The organism is Prauserella alba (assembly GCF_024171735.1).
Lineage (GTDB): Bacteria > Actinomycetota > Actinomycetes > Mycobacteriales > Pseudonocardiaceae > Prauserella > Prauserella alba.
Genome location: NZ_JAMTCH010000005.1, coordinates 285,386 through 300,247, shown reverse-complemented (window position 1 = coordinate 300,247; position 14,862 = coordinate 285,386). Strand labels below are relative to the sequence as shown.

Sequence of the window (14,862 nt, the reverse complement as noted above, 5' to 3'; positions counted from 1 at the left end):
GGACCGTGCGCACCGGCACTCCGAAGCCGGTACACCGCGGCCCACGAGCGAACGGACCTCAGCCGTCGCCCGACGGGCTTCGCGGCGGCCGTGTGGCCTGCTCACCCGGGGGAAGGCCGAACAGCGAGATCGCACCGATCATGCCCGCGTACAGACTCTCGACCGGGCACCGCGCCACGTTGCCGATCTTCGTCCACGCCGGGTCGTCACCCTCAGGCGCACCGGGCGGCGGAGGCGGTGTCGGCTTCGACACCTCCTCCGGCTCGGCCACGGTGATCCCACCCGTCAACGGTAGGTCGCGGGACGAACCGCCCACCGACACGGCGTAAGACCCGGCGCCACGCACCCAGCGGTCACCGTCGACATCCCAGTGCGCCAACGACCGTTCGTCCAGCTCGAACCGCACCCGCGCGCTCTCACCCGGGGTCAGCTCCACGCGCCGGAACCCTTCGAGCCGCTTCGGCGGCTCCCCCGCCGGCTCCGGATGCGTGACGTACAGCTGGGCGACCTCCGAGCCCGCACGGGAGCCGGTGTTGGTCACCCGCGCCGTGACGGTCGTTTCCGGTCCACCGTCACCGCGGACCTGCAGATCCGAGTACTCGAACGTCGTGTACGACAGACCGTGGCCGAACGGGAAGAGCGGTTCGATGCCCTCGCGGTCGTACCACCGGTAGCCGACGGCGAGCCCCTCGTCGTAGGCACCTCCGGGGAAACGCTCCGGGGCCGCGGCGGGCAGATCGGCCTGTGAGACCGGGAACGTCGCCGGCAGCCTGCCACCCGGATCCGAATCGCCGTACAGCACCGAGGCGAGCGCGTCGCCGTACTCCTGCCCCGGGTACCAGGCGGCCACGACACCGGCCACCTCGTCGAGCCACGGCATCTCGACCGGGCCCGCGGTGTTCAGCACGACGACCGTGTTCGGGTTCGCGGCCGCCGCCTTCGCGATCATCTCGTTGTCCTTTTCGGACAACCGGATGTCCTTGTTGTCCTTCGATTCGGTCGACCACTTCCGCGCGACGACCACGGCGACGTCCGCCGCCCGCGCGGCCTCGTCCGCTTGTGAACCGTCGTCGAAGCTGACCTCGGCGCCCGCTTCCCGTGCCCGCTCGGCGATCCCGTCGAACGGCGTGACGATCTCGGGTGCGATCACGTGCGGACTGCCACCGCCGGAACCGATGACACGCTCGCCCGCCGCTTCACCGATCACGGCCACCGATCCGGTGTCGCCGCCAAAGGGCAGCACCGCCTCGTCGTTCTTCAGCAGCGTCATGCCCTTCTCCGCGACCTCGCGCGCCACGGCGGCGTGCTCGGGGCCGGTCACGACGTCGTCCGACGACCCGTCGTCCTCCCGCTCGAACAGCCCGAACCGGAACATCGGCCGCAGGATCCGCGACACCATGTCGTCGAGCCTGGCAGTCGTCACCGCCCCGCTGTTGATCCCGTGTCGCAGCCGCGGCCCGTAATGACACCCGCCGGGCATCTGCAGATCCATCCCCGCATTGGCTGCGGCATGGCTGGCCTGCGTGGCGAACCAGTCGGAGGTCACGAAGCCGTCGAAGCCGAACTGTCCTTTGAGGACCTGACTCAGCAGGTACGTGTTGTTACAGGCGTGCACCCCGTTGAGTCGGTTGTACCCGCACATCACCGAAGCTGTCCCCGCATCGACGACATCCCGGACCGGCGAGAGATACACCTCCTGCAGGGTCCGCTCGTCCACAATGGAGTCGTTGGCGGGGAGGTTGCGGAGAGTCTCCTGGTTGTAGGCGGCGATGTGCTTCGACTGCGCCAGCGCACCCTGCCCTTGAATACCGCCGACCTGCGCGGCGGCGAGCTCACCGGTCAGGTGCGGATCCTCGCCCAGTGTTTCGAACGACCGACCCGCCCGCGGATCGCGTAACAGGTCGACCGTCGGGCCCAGCACGACGTCGGCTCCCTTGCCCTGAGCCTCGCGGGCGATCGTCGCGCCGTACCGGCTCGCGAGATCAGTGTCCCACGATGCGGCGAGCGCCATCGGCGACGGCAGCTGCGTGACACCCGTGTGCCCGTTGCCGACACCCGCGGGACCGTCGGAGAGCCCGAGCTGCGGGATGCACAACCGCGGGTTCTCCGAGATCATGCCGGCATAGGTGGGGCCGACGAACTGGAACGGCGCGGCCGAGCCGTGCACGAGGTCGAGCTTCTCCCCGAGCCGCATCCGCGACAGCAATTGGTCGATGCGCTGCTCGACCGGCGCGTCCGAACCGACCCAGGGGCACCCGGAATCCTGGTCCGTGGCGGGGCCGGCCGTCTCGACCGCCTGCGCCGCCGGACCCGTGACGAGCATGGCAGCTGCGATCAACGGCACGAGCGCGACGGCCGGCCACACCCGCAGGTCACGACGCTGGGGACGCACGATGCCGCCTTCCGCTCGACGCACGAACGCGAAGCAGTTTCACATATGAGGGCGGGGGAAACCAGGGACGATCACGGCCGACCGGTCGACTTCCCCCGCTCGGACCACACCCGTCACCCACGGTCAACCGGGACGAACCGGGACATGAGCCGCGGCCCCACGCGGCACCTCGCACGGCCACACCGCAGGCCCGGCAACCGCGAAGCAGCCGACGTCGCGAGTCGACGAGACGCCACTGAAATACCCGGGAGGACACGCCCCACGGGAACGGGCGCTTCACCCGCGCCGCCACGGGAACGTACTACCAGGCCACCCCGTACGTGCCGTACTCGTGGACAGCACCGCGGTCATGAGCCGAGTCGTGGTCGTGGGCCGAGCCGGAGTCGTGGGGGCCGTCGTCGGCTGCACCGCCGTCACGCCGGTCGCCGTCGGCCTGACCGGCATCGATCTGGCCGAACTCGTACTCGTAGACGCCGCCGGACCGGCCATCGCCGTCCATCCAGGAGGCATCCGCGCCGGAGGGCCTCACACCACCGGAAGGCCTCACACTTCCCGCGTCACCGGCGGCGTCATCGTGCTCGGCCGCGTCAGCGGTCGGGGTCTCACGGCCAGGACCGGCGGAGACGTCGCCGTCGTCGGTGCCAGGCCGGCCCGCGGTGGGCTCCGGCACGTCGCTCGCACCGCCTGCCTGCTCCCGCTGCGTCGCCGGCTTCGGGGTCCGCGCGTGCTCCGGGACACGCAGCGCCGGTCCGGAGACCGGCGCGCCACCCAGGACTCGGTCGTACAGCGCCTCTATGCCGCCCGCCTCGACACCACCTGATCCGGCACCATCCGATTCGCCACCGCCCGGTCCGGCACCACTCGATCCGGCACTGCCCGATTCCGCCCGGCCGTCCGCAGCGTGTCCGTCGTCCGAAGCCTGGCCGTCGACCGCACCGGTTCCGTCAGCGGCCCCGGGCCTCTCCACGGCAGTGCGCTTCTCCACGGCACTGCGCTTCTCCAGGGCACTTCCTTTTTCGACGAGACCGCGCTGTTCGACGAGGCTACGTTTTTCGCCAGTGCTGTGATTCCGGAAATCGCGACTCCCGAAGTCGTGATCGTGGTCGGCGTGGTTCCGGATGCTGCGCCGAATTTCGTCACCGAACAGCTGAATCCGCCGGTGCAACGACGGTTTCCGGGCGCCCGGCTCCGCATCCTCGATCCGTGGGGCCTGTGTCGCCGCGTCCGCCTGCGCCACGTTCGGGACCTGCTCCCCCAGTCCGCGGGCTTGCGGGCCATCCGCCGGCACGTCGACGGCAGCCTCGGCCGGACCACCTTCGGCATCGGGCGTCTCGGACCCGGCGTCCGAGGCAGACCGAGGGGCGGCCGGCACCTCGGTGTCGGCGGCGGGTTCGACGTCCGTGTTCCTGTCGGCTCCCACGACAAGATCGTCTCGGCGCTGCTCGACCGGGCCGGCCCCCTCGGACAGGGGCGGCACCGCCCCTTCCGTCACCTCGTCCCCGGCGATCAGCCTGGACCCTTCGCCGCCGCGCTCCAGCTCGGACACCCCGGTGACCGCTGCGAACACCATCACGACGAACGCCACGAAGCCGGCGACGCCGGAGCGGTTCATCCCCGGCGTCGGCGGTGGGCCGTTGCCCGAGGCACCGATGATTCCGGTGCGGTCGAGCAGCGCGTCCTTGTGTGGTGTCGGACGCGGGGCCGTCGGCGCCATCAGCCCTCCAGGAACGTGTCGGTCGAACGATCACCGGGTACACACATCACCGCGGCGAGACGGCTTGCGGGAGTGTCCCATTAACGCGCTGACAGGCCGTCATGTCACGGCAACGTCCCGAATTCACAACCAGAAGGGCTCGATGGGGTGAAAGCGCACATACGGGCGGTTACCAAATACCCCAATCGGGCGAAGTGGGGAAGTTTTCGTCGTAATGGTGCATCAGAGTGTGCCTCATCGGGAGTCTCACCCACGACAGCCGCCGAGGGGGCGGCACCGGAGAGACGGGAGTGTGCAGTGCGAAGCGACGCCGTACACCAGAGCCAGTTCGTGTATCTCAACGGCTGCAGCACGCCGGTACTCGCTCGGCTGATGTACCGCGCGAACGACCCGTTCACCGTGTCGCTCGCGTTCCGCATCGATGCGCGCGACTGGGTGGAGTGGGACTTCTCCCGTGAGCTGCTGCTCGCCGGACTGACCGAACCCGCAGGCATCGGCGACATCCGCTTGCGCCCCGACCTGGCCACCGACGAGAAGTTCCTCGTGCTCGAACTCGAATCACCCGACGGTTACGCCGTGGTCGAACTCGAGATCGCCGAGGTGCGCAGGTTCGCCGACGCCACCACGGCGATCGTGCCGCCCGGCACCGAGGCCGAGCGGCTGGACCTGGACCGGCTGATCGACGAGCTCACCACGGCCCGCCCCTGACCCGGCGGCGAACTGTCAGCCGCACGCGTCCTTGGAGCGCAGCACACGGTTCAACGACGTGTTGATGCGCTCGGCCGACAGTTCGCCGCTGTTCGCGGCCTTCTCCAGCCGGTCGAGCACCGGCCCCACATTGCCGCCCGAGGACCACAACGCCTTGTCGGCACCGGCCTTCAGTGCGAGCAGGACGGCATCGGGCAGCGAATGCCGATCGGTGATCGCCTTCATCGCGCCGAGGTCGTCGGTGACGACGGGACCGTCGAAGTTGTAGTCGCTGCGCAGCAACCGGTAGGCCGCAGGAGAGATCGACGCGGGCTGGCCGTCGGTCAGCTGCGGCACCGTCAGGTGGCCAACCATGACCCCGACGTCGCCGTACTCCCCGATCCGTTCGTACGGCTTGAGGTCGTGCTTGCGCAGTTCGGGCAGCGGCGGCGTGGTCACGTCGCCGACGTGGGAGTCGCCGCTCGCGTTGCCGTGGCCCGGGAAGTGTTTGATGACCGGCTGCACACCCGATTCGCGCAGGCCGTCGCCGAATGCCTTGGCGTATCGGCGTGCCGTCGCGGGATCAGCGCTGAACGAGCGGTCGCCGATGGCCTCGCCCGCCGGTTCGTCGGTGAGGTCGATATCGGGCGCGTAGTCGACCGTCACACCGCGGTTCGCCATCTCCTTGCCGCGTTCGGCGGCCAACTGCCGCACTTCCCCCGGCGTCATCGTCTGTGCCATCTCGCGGGCGCTCGGCATGTCGCCGACGAGTTCGTCGAGCCGCTGGACCCGGCCGCCCTCGTCGTCGATGGCGATCGACACCGGCACGTCCGCCGCCTCCTGCACCGAGTTCAACGCACCGCCGGTGAGCAGGTCCGTGGCCTCGCCGCCGATGAACAGGCCGCCGACCTGGTGCTCGCGCACGATCTGCGTCGTCGCCTGCGCGCCCGAGTCGACACCGACGACGACGAGTTGCGCGACCTTCTCGCGGGTCGACATGTCGGCCACGGCGGGGCAGGCGGGCGCGGAATCGGGTTTCGCCGACGGCGAGGAGGGTGCCGACGACGCTTCCGACGGGGTCTCCGAAGCAGCCGAACCGGGACTGGGCGCACTCTGAGTCGTCGGAGCCTCGGACGAGCCGCACCCGGCGACGAGCAGCCCTGTCATGGCCGCGAACAACAAACGCTTCCTCATCGTGTCTCCACAGTACGGCTTCTCCCTGGCAGGTGCGCCGCGGTGGCGACCCGGGCGTTCGCGGCCAGGATGCCCCGGGTGCACGGTCGTGATGCGCGGGACCGACGGCCGCACGACCCGGTCCGGGCCTCCGCACGAGCGGAAACCCGCCGCCGGGCCGGTTCGGCGGCGCGATGCAGCGCGCGCGTCGGTCCGTCCGGCGCGGCACGGGACGTCGTCCCGGGAACGCGTTCCGGCGTTGTCGCGAGTGTCGAATTCTCACCACTCCGGGGGACCGCGGCGGCCGCCTCGGTCGCGACGGGTCCCGCGCCGTGCGACCAGGAACGTCGGTACTGCCGTCTAGCCTGCTCGGTGCCGTCCATCCGCTCGATCACCAAGGTGCTCGGGCGGCGCCCTCGCGCGTGTGCGGCGGCGAGCCGTTCGGCGTCGCGTTTCCGGACGTGACGGGACAGCACGGCCCCGTCACGGACGACGAGCCAGGTCAGCGAATCCGGCGAGAACCGGAATCGGATCGCGAACTCCGTGTGCTGCACGGGCTCGTCGTCGTGGCTCGGGTCGGATCGTTGGTCGGCGGTCATGTCCGGTCCCCCCTGTCGGTGCGCGTGGCACGTCGGCGCGTCGTATGTCGGTGTGTCGTGTTCCGATGTCGTATGTCGGTGTGCGGTGTGCCGTCACGTCGGAGTGTCGGCACCTGGCGGATGTATGGCCTGTCGATATGTGCAGCGGCGACGCGGCGAGCCGGCGGCGCGGAACGTCCCCGGAGACTGGCCTCCGGATGTTGGTTCCGAAGCTCGCCCGGACGACGCGGTCGGGCACCGCTCGTGCGGCTGTTCCGGCACGGCCACCCAGAGACCACCCAGAGACCGCCCAGAGATCGCCCGGAGACCACCCGAAGGCCGCCCGGACGTCTCCCGTGCCGGATCGCGGTGCCGCATCGAGATTGCCCCACGCGTCTCGATTGTGCAACCCTGTATCGAAACTGAAATTTCAGCCTGGTCTTCCGCCCTGCCACCTGCCAAGCTGTGCTGCGCCGACCCGCCGAAGGAGGTCACATGTCAGGCCGCATGGACCTGTCGCGACTGCACGACGCCCTCGACGCGCAGCGCCGCGCGCGTGATCTGTCCTGGCGCCAGCTCGCGGAGGAAGCCGGGGTGAGCCCGTCCCTGCTCAGCCGCATGGGCAACGGTCAGCGTCCCGACCTCGACGGCTTCATCGCGCTCGTCCAGTGGCTCGGGACTCCCGCGGAGGAGTTCATGAGCCACTCGGGCGACGACCAGGCGGCCGCAACTCCGGCCCACGGGCCGACGCCGGAGCTGGAGACGCAGCTCGCGATGCTGCTGCGCGCCCGCGACGACCTTCCGGAGGCGGACAAGGAGTATCTGCTCGAGATCGTCGGCGCGACGATGCGCCGCATCAAACATCACGCCGGCGCGGCCGGCACGGACGTCGCCGGTCCTGCCGCTTCCAGCGATGCGGGTTTCGGGAGGTTACCGCAGTGACACCACCGCTCCGCCGGGGTTTCAAAGCGCACGCCGGCAGGCTCGCGCTGGCCGTCAGGGCCGAGCTGGGACTCGACGCCTCCGGCCCACTCGACCCGTACACGCTCGCCGAGCTGTACGGCATTCCGGTGCTCGACCTGCGCGATCCGGCGATGCCGCGCGACGCCGTCCGGCACTTCACCGGACCTGCCGCGGACTCCTTCTCGGGTGCGCTCGTCGCAGTCGGCAGCGCCCGCGTGATCGTGGAGAACCACGTGCACGACACCCGGCGCAGACGCGCGACCATCGCCCACGAGATGGCGCACGTGCTGCTCGAGCACGAATTCGGACTGCTGGTGACCGGTGCGCAACTGTGTGGCGCGACGGCCACGTCCGTCGAGCGGGAGGCCGACGAACTCGCGGGCGAGCTGCTCCTGCCCCGGGATGCAGCGCTCGCGGCGGCACTGCGCGGATGGACGGACACGGCCGTGGCGCGCCGGTTCGGCGTCAGCAGACGGATGGCGCGCTGGCGGTTGAACGCCACGGGTGCGCGCACGATCGCCTGGCGGCATCGCGCGAAGCGTCCCCGGTTCGGTGCCGCACCCGCGCTCGGCGGCGCCACCTCGGCACCGGGAAATGTCGGTACCGGCTGAAAGGATCTTCGTCGTGACCACCGAAGACATGCCCACCAGACCCCCGCGCGTTGAGCGGCAGCGGCCGCCGACGACCGCGGACGAAACGACAACGCTCGAGGCGTGGCTGGATTTCTACCGCGACACTCTCGCTCTCAAGTGCGAAGGACTCGACGAGCAGCAGCTGCGCACCGCGTCGGCGCCGCCGTCGGAGCTGACGCTGCTCGGGCTCGTGCAGCACATGACCGAAGTGGAACGCGCATGGTTCCGCCGCACGCTTGCCGGTGAGGACGTTGCTTCGGTGTACCCGTCGACGGGCGGGCAGCACGACGAGGGCTTCTCCTTGCTGGACGAGGTGTCCGCCGAGCAGGCGATGACAGCGTGGCGCGAGGAGATCGCCGTGGCCAAACGCAACTGCGCGAGCCGCGCACTGGACTCCACGGCACCGTTCCACGGGCAGGAAGTCAGCCTGCGCTGGATCTACACGCACATGATCGCCGAGTACGCCCGCCACGACGGGCACGCCGACCTGCTCCGTGAACGCATCGACGGTGATACCGGCGTGTGATCACGATTCGTACCGGACAGACCGGCACCGCACGTACGCCTCAGAGGTCCGACATGTCGAGCACGAAGCGGTAGCGGACGTCCCCGCGCGCGAGGCGGTCCAGCGCCTCGTTGACCTTCGCCGACGGCAGCACCTCGACGTCCGCGGTGATCCCGTGTTCGGCGCAGAAGTCGAGGAGTTCGGCCGTGGCACGCGTGCCGCCACTGCCCGCCGAACTGAGACTCTTGCGGCCGATCAGAAGGTCCGTGGTGTTCACGGTGACCGGGCCGAGATGGCCGACCTGGGTGAGGGTTCCGTCCAGGGCGACCAGCCGCAGGTACGGCGACAGGTCGTGGGCGACGGCAACGGTGTCGACGACGACGTCGAAACGTTCCCGCGCAGCGGCCAGCTGAGCCGCGTCGGTCGACACGATGAGTTCATGCGCACCGAGCCGTCGGGCATCGTCGCGTTTGGACGACGAACGGCTGACGACCGACACCTCCGCGCCGAGCGCTGCGGCGAGTTTCACCGCCAAGTGGCCGAGGCCGCCGAGACCGACCACGGCTACCCGCGTGCCCGGGCCGACGTCCAGGGCCCGCAGCGGTTCCCACACGGTGATCCCGGCGCACAGCAACGGCGCGGCGCCCGCGGGGTCGAGCGCGGGCGGCAGTGCGTAGGCGAACCGGTCGCGCACGACGTACTCGCGGGCGAATCCTCCCGAGGTGGGCGTGCGGTCGAGGCGGTCCGTGCCGCCGTAGGTGAGCGTCGGGAAGTCGTGGCAGAAGTTCTCCTGCCCCGTCCTGCACATCGCGCAGGTCCCGCACGAGTCGACGATGTTGCCGACCGCTACGCGGTCCCCGATTCGGAACCGCGTGACACCGCTACCGACCTCCGTGACCGCACCGGTGAACTCGTGGCCCGGGACGACGGCCTCGTCGTCCGTCCGGTCGCGCACCGAGTGCAGGTCGGTATGGCAGACCCCGCAGTGATCGACCCGGACAGCGAGGTCGTCGGGCCGCAGGGAACGCCGCCGGATGAGTGCTGGTTCGAGCGCGCCCGAGGTCGCTGTTCGCCATGCCGTGGTGCTGCGCACGACCCACCTCCATAAACAGACTGTTCGGTTTGTTGTTGCCACACTAGAGTCGGGTGCACAGAAAAGCAAACCGAATAGTCTGTTGTTAAAGTCGACCCATGGCCGAAACGCCCCTGACCCCACGCGGTGCCGCGACCAAGGAACGCATCATCGAGGCCGCCACGGCGGAGTTCGCCAAATACGGAATCGCCGGGGCACGTGTCGACCGCATCGTGACGAACGCGCGCACCAACAAGGCCCAGCTCTACGGCTACTTCGGCAGCAAGGAGGGCCTGTTCGACGCGATCTTCTTCGGCTCACTCGAACGCATCCTCAACGTCGTGCCGATCGACGCGAGCGACCTCGCCGACTGGGCGGTACGGCTCTACGACGAGTACCTCCGCAGGCCCGACCTCATCCGGCTGGCGACGTGGGCGCGGCTCGAACGGCGACCCGCCGGCCACCTCGTCGACGAGGCCGACCGCCTCGATGACGGCAAACTCCGCGCCATCACCGATGCCCAGGCACGCGGACTCGTACAGCACGGTGATCCGTTCGACCTGATGGCCATGGTCATCGCGATGTCGATGGCCTGGTCGCCGGTCAGCAACGTGTACGCGGCGACCGCCGACGAACCACCCGAGACTCACGAACGCAGGCGCTCACTGCTGCGCGACAGCGTCCGCCGCGCCGTCACACCGGAATGACCTCTCGCCGCGGCACCTTCTCGCCGCGGCACCTTCTCGCCGCACGCCGGAAAAGGGCCTGCTGCGCCGACATCGAGCTGTCACCCTGCGGGGCGGGCCCGAGACACGGCGACCGTTGGAGAGTTCGATCATGTCCCCGCAATCCACGCCAAGCGAACCACTGCTGCTGCACAACACGATGCGCATCATGGAGGGCCACCTCGACGAGTACAAGCACGCGGTAACTCGCGCGGTGGAGTTCGTCCAGCAGCACGGCCCCCAACTGATGGTGCAGGTGTTCATCGACGACGACGAGCTGCTCGCGCACAGCTTCCAGCTGTACCCGGACTCGGCCGCGATCCTGCGGCACTGGGAACTGTCCGACCCGTACATCCACGAGGTCATGCGCCACTGCACCGTCGAACGGCTCGAGATGTACGGCGAGCCCGACCAGTCGGTGACGCAGGGACAGGCCTCGGTTGCCACGGACGGCATCACGCGAGTCACCGCTGGCCACCACATCGGCTTCGTCCGCACATCGCAAGAGGCGGCAACCGACGCGTAGGCCAGTAGCCCCACCGTCTCGAATCACCAGGGAGAACTGCATGAGCAGCATCACCAAGCCCGCTACCGCGGTGAGCGTTCTGGGTGTCGGTGCCATCGGTAGCGCGATCGCGCAGGCTCTGCTCGCGGCCGGCATCACCGTCACCGTGTGGAACAGGAGCCCAGGTCGGGTCGACGAACTCACCGCCAGGGGCGCGGAGCCCGCGACCTCGTCAGCCGAGGCGGCGTCTGCGAGCCCGCTGGTAATCGTGTGCCTGACCGACTACACAGCGGTGGACGGAATCCTCGATGACGTTTCGGACGCCATCGCGGGTCGTACGATCGTGACGCTCAGTACCGGTTCACCCCGTGATGCGCGCCATGCGGCCCAGAAGGCCGAATCGGCAGGAGCCGCGTACCTCGACGGCGGGGTGCAGACCGAGCCCGCGGCCGTCGGCACCGCCGCGGCGGTCTTCCTCTACAGCGGCTCCCCTGCGGTCTTCGAGGAACACCGGACGACGCTCGAGACTCTCGGGACGGCGACGTATCTGGGAGCTGATCCCGCTGCCGCAGCCGTACAGGACCTGGCCCTGTTCGGGCTCTGGTACGACGCCCAGGTGGGCTACCTGCGGGCGCTTGAAGCGATCCGTTCCGTCGGCATCGACGTCGAGGCCTTCGCCGCCGCGGCCGCGACCCAACTCGGGCACGTCGTGCATGCCACCGCGGACACGGCACGAGAGGTCACGACGAGCTCGTTCCCGCGTGGACCGGCCGATCTGACCGAACACGCGCACGTGCTGGAACAGCTCACCGAACTCCGACACGATCAGCGGCTCGGTGACGGTGGCCTCGACGACATCCATGGCCTCGTCCAGCAACGCATCGCACTCGGCCACGGCCCCGAAGGGCTCAACAGCATCGTCGAGTGATCACCGGGGCGTAGACGGGGAAACGAACGAACGCCGGGCCGGACGCGCTGTCCGACCCGGCGTTCGCGCTGTTCACAGCTGCGGAAGCGGGGGGATTTGAACCCCCGGTGGGTTGCCCCACGCTCGATTTCAAGTCGAGTGCATTCGGCCGCTCTGCCACGCTTCCCCGGGGATCAGGGTAGCGCGCCGCGATCGGCGCCGGACCCGGCGGGCGAGGTTCCGGCCACCCGCATCGCGCACCCACCCGGCCGCGCCCGTACCGCAACAGTCGCACGGCCGCGACCAGCACGACGGCTCCGGGACGCGACCCGCACCGCACGACGACATCGCACGACGACGCAGCGCCGCCGCGTTCACTCGTCGAATTCGTCCAGATGGCCGAGGACGCGGGAGAACGCCGACCCCAGCGCGACCTGTTCGTCCTGGGTGAGCAGGTCGATCATGTGGGCACGGACGCCCGCGACGTGCGTCGGCGCGGCCGTGCGCAGCAATGCGACGCCGTGGCCGGTGAGTTCGGCCGTCACGCCACGCTTGTCCTCGGGGTCGCTGCCCCTGCGGATGTGCCCGGCACGTTCCATACGGCCGATCTGGTGGGACAGGCGACTCTTCGTGGAACCGAGGAGGGCGGCGAGCTCGGTCATGCGCATACTGCCGGTCGGCGTCGCCGACAGCGCGGCCAGCACTTCGTAGTCGATCAACGAGACGTCGTGTGCCTCGACCAGTTCCCGGTGCAACCGCTGCCGCAGGCGTAACGTCGCGACGATGTACGGCCGCCACGCCGTCATCTCCGTCTCGGTGAGCCACCGCGTCTCGCCGGGGTCAGCGTCAACAGCCATGACCGGAGACTAGAACCTTTCCGCGCGTCCGGCTTGTGCACCTCCGCCGACGGGAGCACGCTGGAGTCACGGAGGGAGCCGGCAGAGCCGAACGCCTCCGCCCACCGGGCAGCTCGCCGACTCCACCCCGGGAAGGGTCAGGTGGTGCCGTGGCAAGAAGATCAAGGCATAGCCGACGGCCCATGGCGCCGAATCCGGCGTGCGACACCGGGGCGCAAGGCCCACTCGTGCCGGAGACCGCGTTCCCTGCGATCGGGGCAGCGACGGCGGCCCGGTCGCGCGGCAGCGGGGCGCATGCACCTCGGCCGTCGGCGATCAGCCCATCGCAACCTCGGTAACAGCCTGGGCGCGGCCACGCGCCGCGCCCAGGCCCCGGATCGGGACCGACCCGGGCACCGAGGCTGCGAGCAGCAAGCACAAGAATCCTCCGTGAGATGCAGCAGTGCCCGTCCCCCGTGATCGGGGAACGGGCACTGTGCTCATCGGCGTGGTCGGACGCGACGGGTCAGGACGTGACCTCGTGCGCACGGTCGGCCGCGACGGTGGCGACCTTCTTGTTCGCCGCCCGCTGCTTGGCCACCTCGGCCTTGTTCTTCTTCTCCGCCGGGGCGATGTGGTTGACGTCCTCGGTGCTGAGCGCGTACTGCGCGGTCACCTGGGCCATCGCGTCGGCGTTGATGTCCAGGGCGTCGTAATCGACGTTGCCCAGGTTGTCGCACGGCGTGTGGTAGCAGGGGTCGTACGCCTCACCGGCGGTTCCGCCCCACTTGGCGGCCTGCTCCTCGGTCTTGATGTCCTCGGCACCGGTGAACAGCCCACCGGCCGGGATGCCGTAGGCGATGAACTCGCCGTAGTCGGAACGGCCGGAGAAATCGCTGCCCTCGGCCTCGATGCCCCGCTCGGCGAGCGAGTCCTCGAACGCCTTCTCGATCTGTGCCGAACCGTAGGGGCCTGCACCCGCACCCTCACCTTCGGAGTCGTCTCCGTCGAGCGTGAAGTAGGCGGCGTTCGGCGAGCCGATCATGTCGAAGTTGAGGTACATCGCGATGTCGAGCTGCTGCTCCTGGCTCAGCGAGTTGACGTAGTGCGTCGAGCCGACCAGGCCGAACTCCTCGGCGCTCCACCAGGCGAACCGGACCTTGTTGTTGACGTCCGGGGAGCCGCCCAGCTGCAGCGCGGTCTCGAGCAGCGCCGCCGAACCGGTGCCGTTGTCGTTGATGCCCGGACCGTCGGTGACGCCGTCGAGGTGGGCACCGGCCATCACGACGTTGTCGTCGCGGCCGGTGGTGGTCTCGGCGATCAGGTTGTAGGTGGTGCGCTCCTCCTGCAGCTGCCGCAGCTCGACGGTGATGTCCTGGCCGTCGGCGTCGATCAGCGCCTGCGCGTCCTCCTGGCTGATGCCGCCGGTCGGGATCACCGCGCTGTCCGCGTCGCCGAGAGTGCCGTTGAGCGGGCCGGGCTCGTTGTTGTAGACGATCGCGGCGACGGCTCCCGCCTCGGCGGCGGCGGCCTGCTTGTCGGCGAACGAGCACGCACCGCGCTTGATGACCGCGATCTGACCGGTGACGTCACCGTAGTCGGCGGCCTCGCAGCCCGGGGTGTCGTCCGGCTCGATGGCCGCGACCGGGGCGGTCAGACCGCCCTCCTCGGTGTTCTTGCTGTACTCCATGACGACGATCGGCACGTCCTCGCCACCGACGGTGAGCTTCTCGGCGAGCGTCTCGGTGTAGGTGAACGGGAACTGCTGCCGCGTGATGTCGTAGCCGGCGCCGGCGAGGCGCTGCGCCATGTACTCGGCGGACGTCTCGTGCCCCATCGAACCTGCGACCCGGTTGCCGTCGTGAACGTCGGCGATGCGCTGCATCGCGATCAGGTGCCGCTGCATGGCGCCGAGTTCGACCTTCTCCGGCAGCTCATCGGGCAGCGATTTCGGTGCGGCCTGCGCCGTTGCGGTGCCGGTGAGCACCAGGCCCGCACACGCCGCAACGGCGGTGGCGGACCGCAACTTCCCTCTACTGAATGACATCTGATCCCCTTCTGACTTTGCGGCGTCACTTTTGTGCGAGTTCTCCGAAACGTCAAGGTCCGTTCGTAGGACGCTCACGTGGCCACAAGGGAATGGCGATCACGGCGGCCACCACGGAGGTATGAA

Annotated in this window: 14 protein-coding genes and 1 tRNA gene; 7 read left to right on the top strand and 8 right to left on the bottom strand. The window is 69.5% G+C overall.

All coding sequences use genetic code 11. The features are described from left to right. Positions 1 to 58: 58 nt before the first annotated feature. Together LY12_RS17035 and LY12_RS17030 are read right to left on the bottom strand one after the other, a co-directional pair. Complete coding sequence (locus LY12_RS17035) at positions 59 to 2,392, bottom strand: beta-glucosidase family protein (RefSeq protein ID WP_253857909.1); 2,334 nt, start codon at positions 2,390 to 2,392, stop codon at positions 59 to 61. 301 nt (positions 2,393 to 2,693) lie between these two features. Next, on the bottom strand, positions 2,694 to 4,106 hold the full coding sequence (locus LY12_RS17030; protein WP_253857907.1) for a hypothetical protein: 1,413 nt from the start codon (positions 4,104 to 4,106) through the stop codon (positions 2,694 to 2,696). Positions 4,107 to 4,403: 297 nt separating this feature from the next. Here LY12_RS17030 and LY12_RS17025 point away from each other — a divergent pair, with 297 nt between their 5' ends. Next, positions 4,404 to 4,814 (top strand): SsgA family sporulation/cell division regulator, encoded by a 411-nt coding sequence (locus LY12_RS17025; RefSeq protein WP_253857905.1) that lies wholly within the window; start codon positions 4,404 to 4,406, stop codon positions 4,812 to 4,814. A 15-nt stretch (positions 4,815 to 4,829) separates the two neighbouring features. On the opposite strand, the gene LY12_RS17020 is transcribed toward LY12_RS17025, so the two are convergent. Both LY12_RS17020 and LY12_RS26370 read right to left on the bottom strand, forming a co-directional pair. Then, positions 4,830 to 5,792 carry a glycoside hydrolase family 3 N-terminal domain-containing protein gene (locus tag LY12_RS17020; RefSeq protein WP_504967634.1) on the bottom strand — a complete coding sequence of 321 codons (963 nt, stop codon included), beginning with the start codon at positions 5,790 to 5,792 and terminating at the stop codon, positions 4,830 to 4,832. Between the two features lie 191 nt (positions 5,793 to 5,983). After that, on the bottom strand, positions 5,984 to 6,565 hold the full coding sequence (locus LY12_RS26370) for a DUF2188 domain-containing protein (protein ID WP_486352050.1): 582 nt from the start codon (positions 6,563 to 6,565) through the stop codon (positions 5,984 to 5,986). Between the two features lie 474 nt (positions 6,566 to 7,039). On the opposite strand from LY12_RS26370, the gene LY12_RS17010 reads away from it, so the two are divergent. From LY12_RS17010 to LY12_RS17000, 3 genes are read left to right on the top strand one after another with little or no spacing between them, the layout of a single operon-like run. Next, positions 7,040 to 7,486 carry a helix-turn-helix domain-containing protein gene (locus tag LY12_RS17010; protein WP_253857903.1) on the top strand — a complete coding sequence of 149 codons (447 nt, stop codon included), beginning with the start codon at positions 7,040 to 7,042 and terminating at the stop codon, positions 7,484 to 7,486. After that, entirely contained in the window at positions 7,483 to 8,118 is a 636-nt protein-coding gene (locus LY12_RS17005) for an ImmA/IrrE family metallo-endopeptidase (protein ID WP_253857901.1), read from the top strand. The genes LY12_RS17010 and LY12_RS17005 overlap by 4 nt, the downstream gene beginning before the upstream one ends. Before the next feature lie 28 nt (positions 8,119 to 8,146). Continuing rightward, a complete protein-coding gene (locus LY12_RS17000) occupies positions 8,147 to 8,665 on the top strand; it encodes a DinB family protein (protein ID WP_253858878.1) in 519 nt (172 codons plus the stop codon). Between the two features lie 40 nt (positions 8,666 to 8,705). On the opposite strand, the gene LY12_RS16995 is transcribed toward LY12_RS17000, so the two are convergent. Then, positions 8,706 to 9,737, bottom strand: coding sequence for an NAD(P)-dependent alcohol dehydrogenase (locus tag LY12_RS16995; protein ID WP_253857899.1), 1,032 nt, complete (start codon positions 9,735 to 9,737; stop codon positions 8,706 to 8,708). A 98-nt stretch (positions 9,738 to 9,835) separates the two neighbouring features. Between LY12_RS16995 and LY12_RS16990 the strand changes: the two genes are divergently transcribed. The 3 genes from LY12_RS16990 to LY12_RS16980 all read left to right on the top strand — a co-directional run bounded on the left by LY12_RS16990 (position 9,836) and on the right by LY12_RS16980 (position 11,874). Next, positions 9,836 to 10,423 (top strand): TetR/AcrR family transcriptional regulator, encoded by a 588-nt coding sequence (locus tag LY12_RS16990; RefSeq protein WP_253857897.1) that lies wholly within the window; start codon positions 9,836 to 9,838, stop codon positions 10,421 to 10,423. A gap of 130 nt (positions 10,424 to 10,553) precedes the next feature. Beyond that, on the top strand, positions 10,554 to 10,967 hold the full coding sequence (locus LY12_RS16985; RefSeq protein ID WP_253857895.1) for a hypothetical protein: 414 nt from the start codon (positions 10,554 to 10,556) through the stop codon (positions 10,965 to 10,967). Between the two features lie 40 nt (positions 10,968 to 11,007). Then, positions 11,008 to 11,874 carry an NAD(P)-dependent oxidoreductase gene (locus tag LY12_RS16980; RefSeq protein WP_253857893.1) on the top strand — a complete coding sequence of 289 codons (867 nt, stop codon included), beginning with the start codon at positions 11,008 to 11,010 and terminating at the stop codon, positions 11,872 to 11,874. An 81-nt stretch (positions 11,875 to 11,955) separates the two neighbouring features. Here the strand turns inward: LY12_RS16980 and LY12_RS16975 are convergent. The 3 genes from LY12_RS16975 to LY12_RS16965 all read right to left on the bottom strand — a co-directional run bounded on the left by LY12_RS16975 (position 11,956) and on the right by LY12_RS16965 (position 14,736). Beyond that, a tRNA-Ser gene (locus tag LY12_RS16975) sits at positions 11,956 to 12,040 on the bottom strand. A gap of 187 nt (positions 12,041 to 12,227) precedes the next feature. Then, complete coding sequence (locus LY12_RS16970) at positions 12,228 to 12,710, bottom strand: MarR family winged helix-turn-helix transcriptional regulator (protein ID WP_253857891.1); 483 nt, start codon at positions 12,708 to 12,710, stop codon at positions 12,228 to 12,230. Between the two features lie 505 nt (positions 12,711 to 13,215). Then, positions 13,216 to 14,736: a M28 family metallopeptidase gene (locus LY12_RS16965; RefSeq protein ID WP_253857889.1), complete on the bottom strand. Its 1,521-nt coding sequence runs from the start codon at positions 14,734 to 14,736 to the stop codon at positions 13,216 to 13,218. Positions 14,737 to 14,862 lie beyond the last annotated feature (126 nt).

Bases quoted from the DNA above. Each gene is read 5' to 3' on its own strand.
- LY12_RS17020 (WP_504967634.1), bottom strand. From the start codon at position 5,792: ATGTCGACCCGCGAGAAGGTCGCGCAACTCGTCGTCGTCGGTGTCGAC.
- LY12_RS26370 (WP_486352050.1), bottom strand. From the start codon at position 6,565: ATGACCGCCGACCAACGATCCGACCCGAGCCACGACGACGAGCCCGTG.
- LY12_RS16990 (WP_253857897.1), top strand. From the start codon at position 9,836: ATGGCCGAAACGCCCCTGACCCCACGCGGTGCCGCGACCAAGGAACGC.
- LY12_RS16985 (WP_253857895.1), top strand. From the start codon at position 10,554: ATGTCCCCGCAATCCACGCCAAGCGAACCACTGCTGCTGCACAACACG.
- LY12_RS17000 (WP_253858878.1), top strand. From the start codon at position 8,147: ATGCCCACCAGACCCCCGCGCGTTGAGCGGCAGCGGCCGCCGACGACC.
- LY12_RS16965 (WP_253857889.1), bottom strand. From the start codon at position 14,736: ATGTCATTCAGTAGAGGGAAGTTGCGGTCCGCCACCGCCGTTGCGGCG.
- LY12_RS17010 (WP_253857903.1), top strand. From the start codon at position 7,040: ATGTCAGGCCGCATGGACCTGTCGCGACTGCACGACGCCCTCGACGCG.
- LY12_RS17030 (WP_253857907.1), bottom strand. From the start codon at position 4,106: ATGGCGCCGACGGCCCCGCGTCCGACACCACACAAGGACGCGCTGCTC.
- LY12_RS16970 (WP_253857891.1), bottom strand. From the start codon at position 12,710: ATGGCTGTTGACGCTGACCCCGGCGAGACGCGGTGGCTCACCGAGACG.
- LY12_RS16980 (WP_253857893.1), top strand. From the start codon at position 11,008: ATGAGCAGCATCACCAAGCCCGCTACCGCGGTGAGCGTTCTGGGTGTC.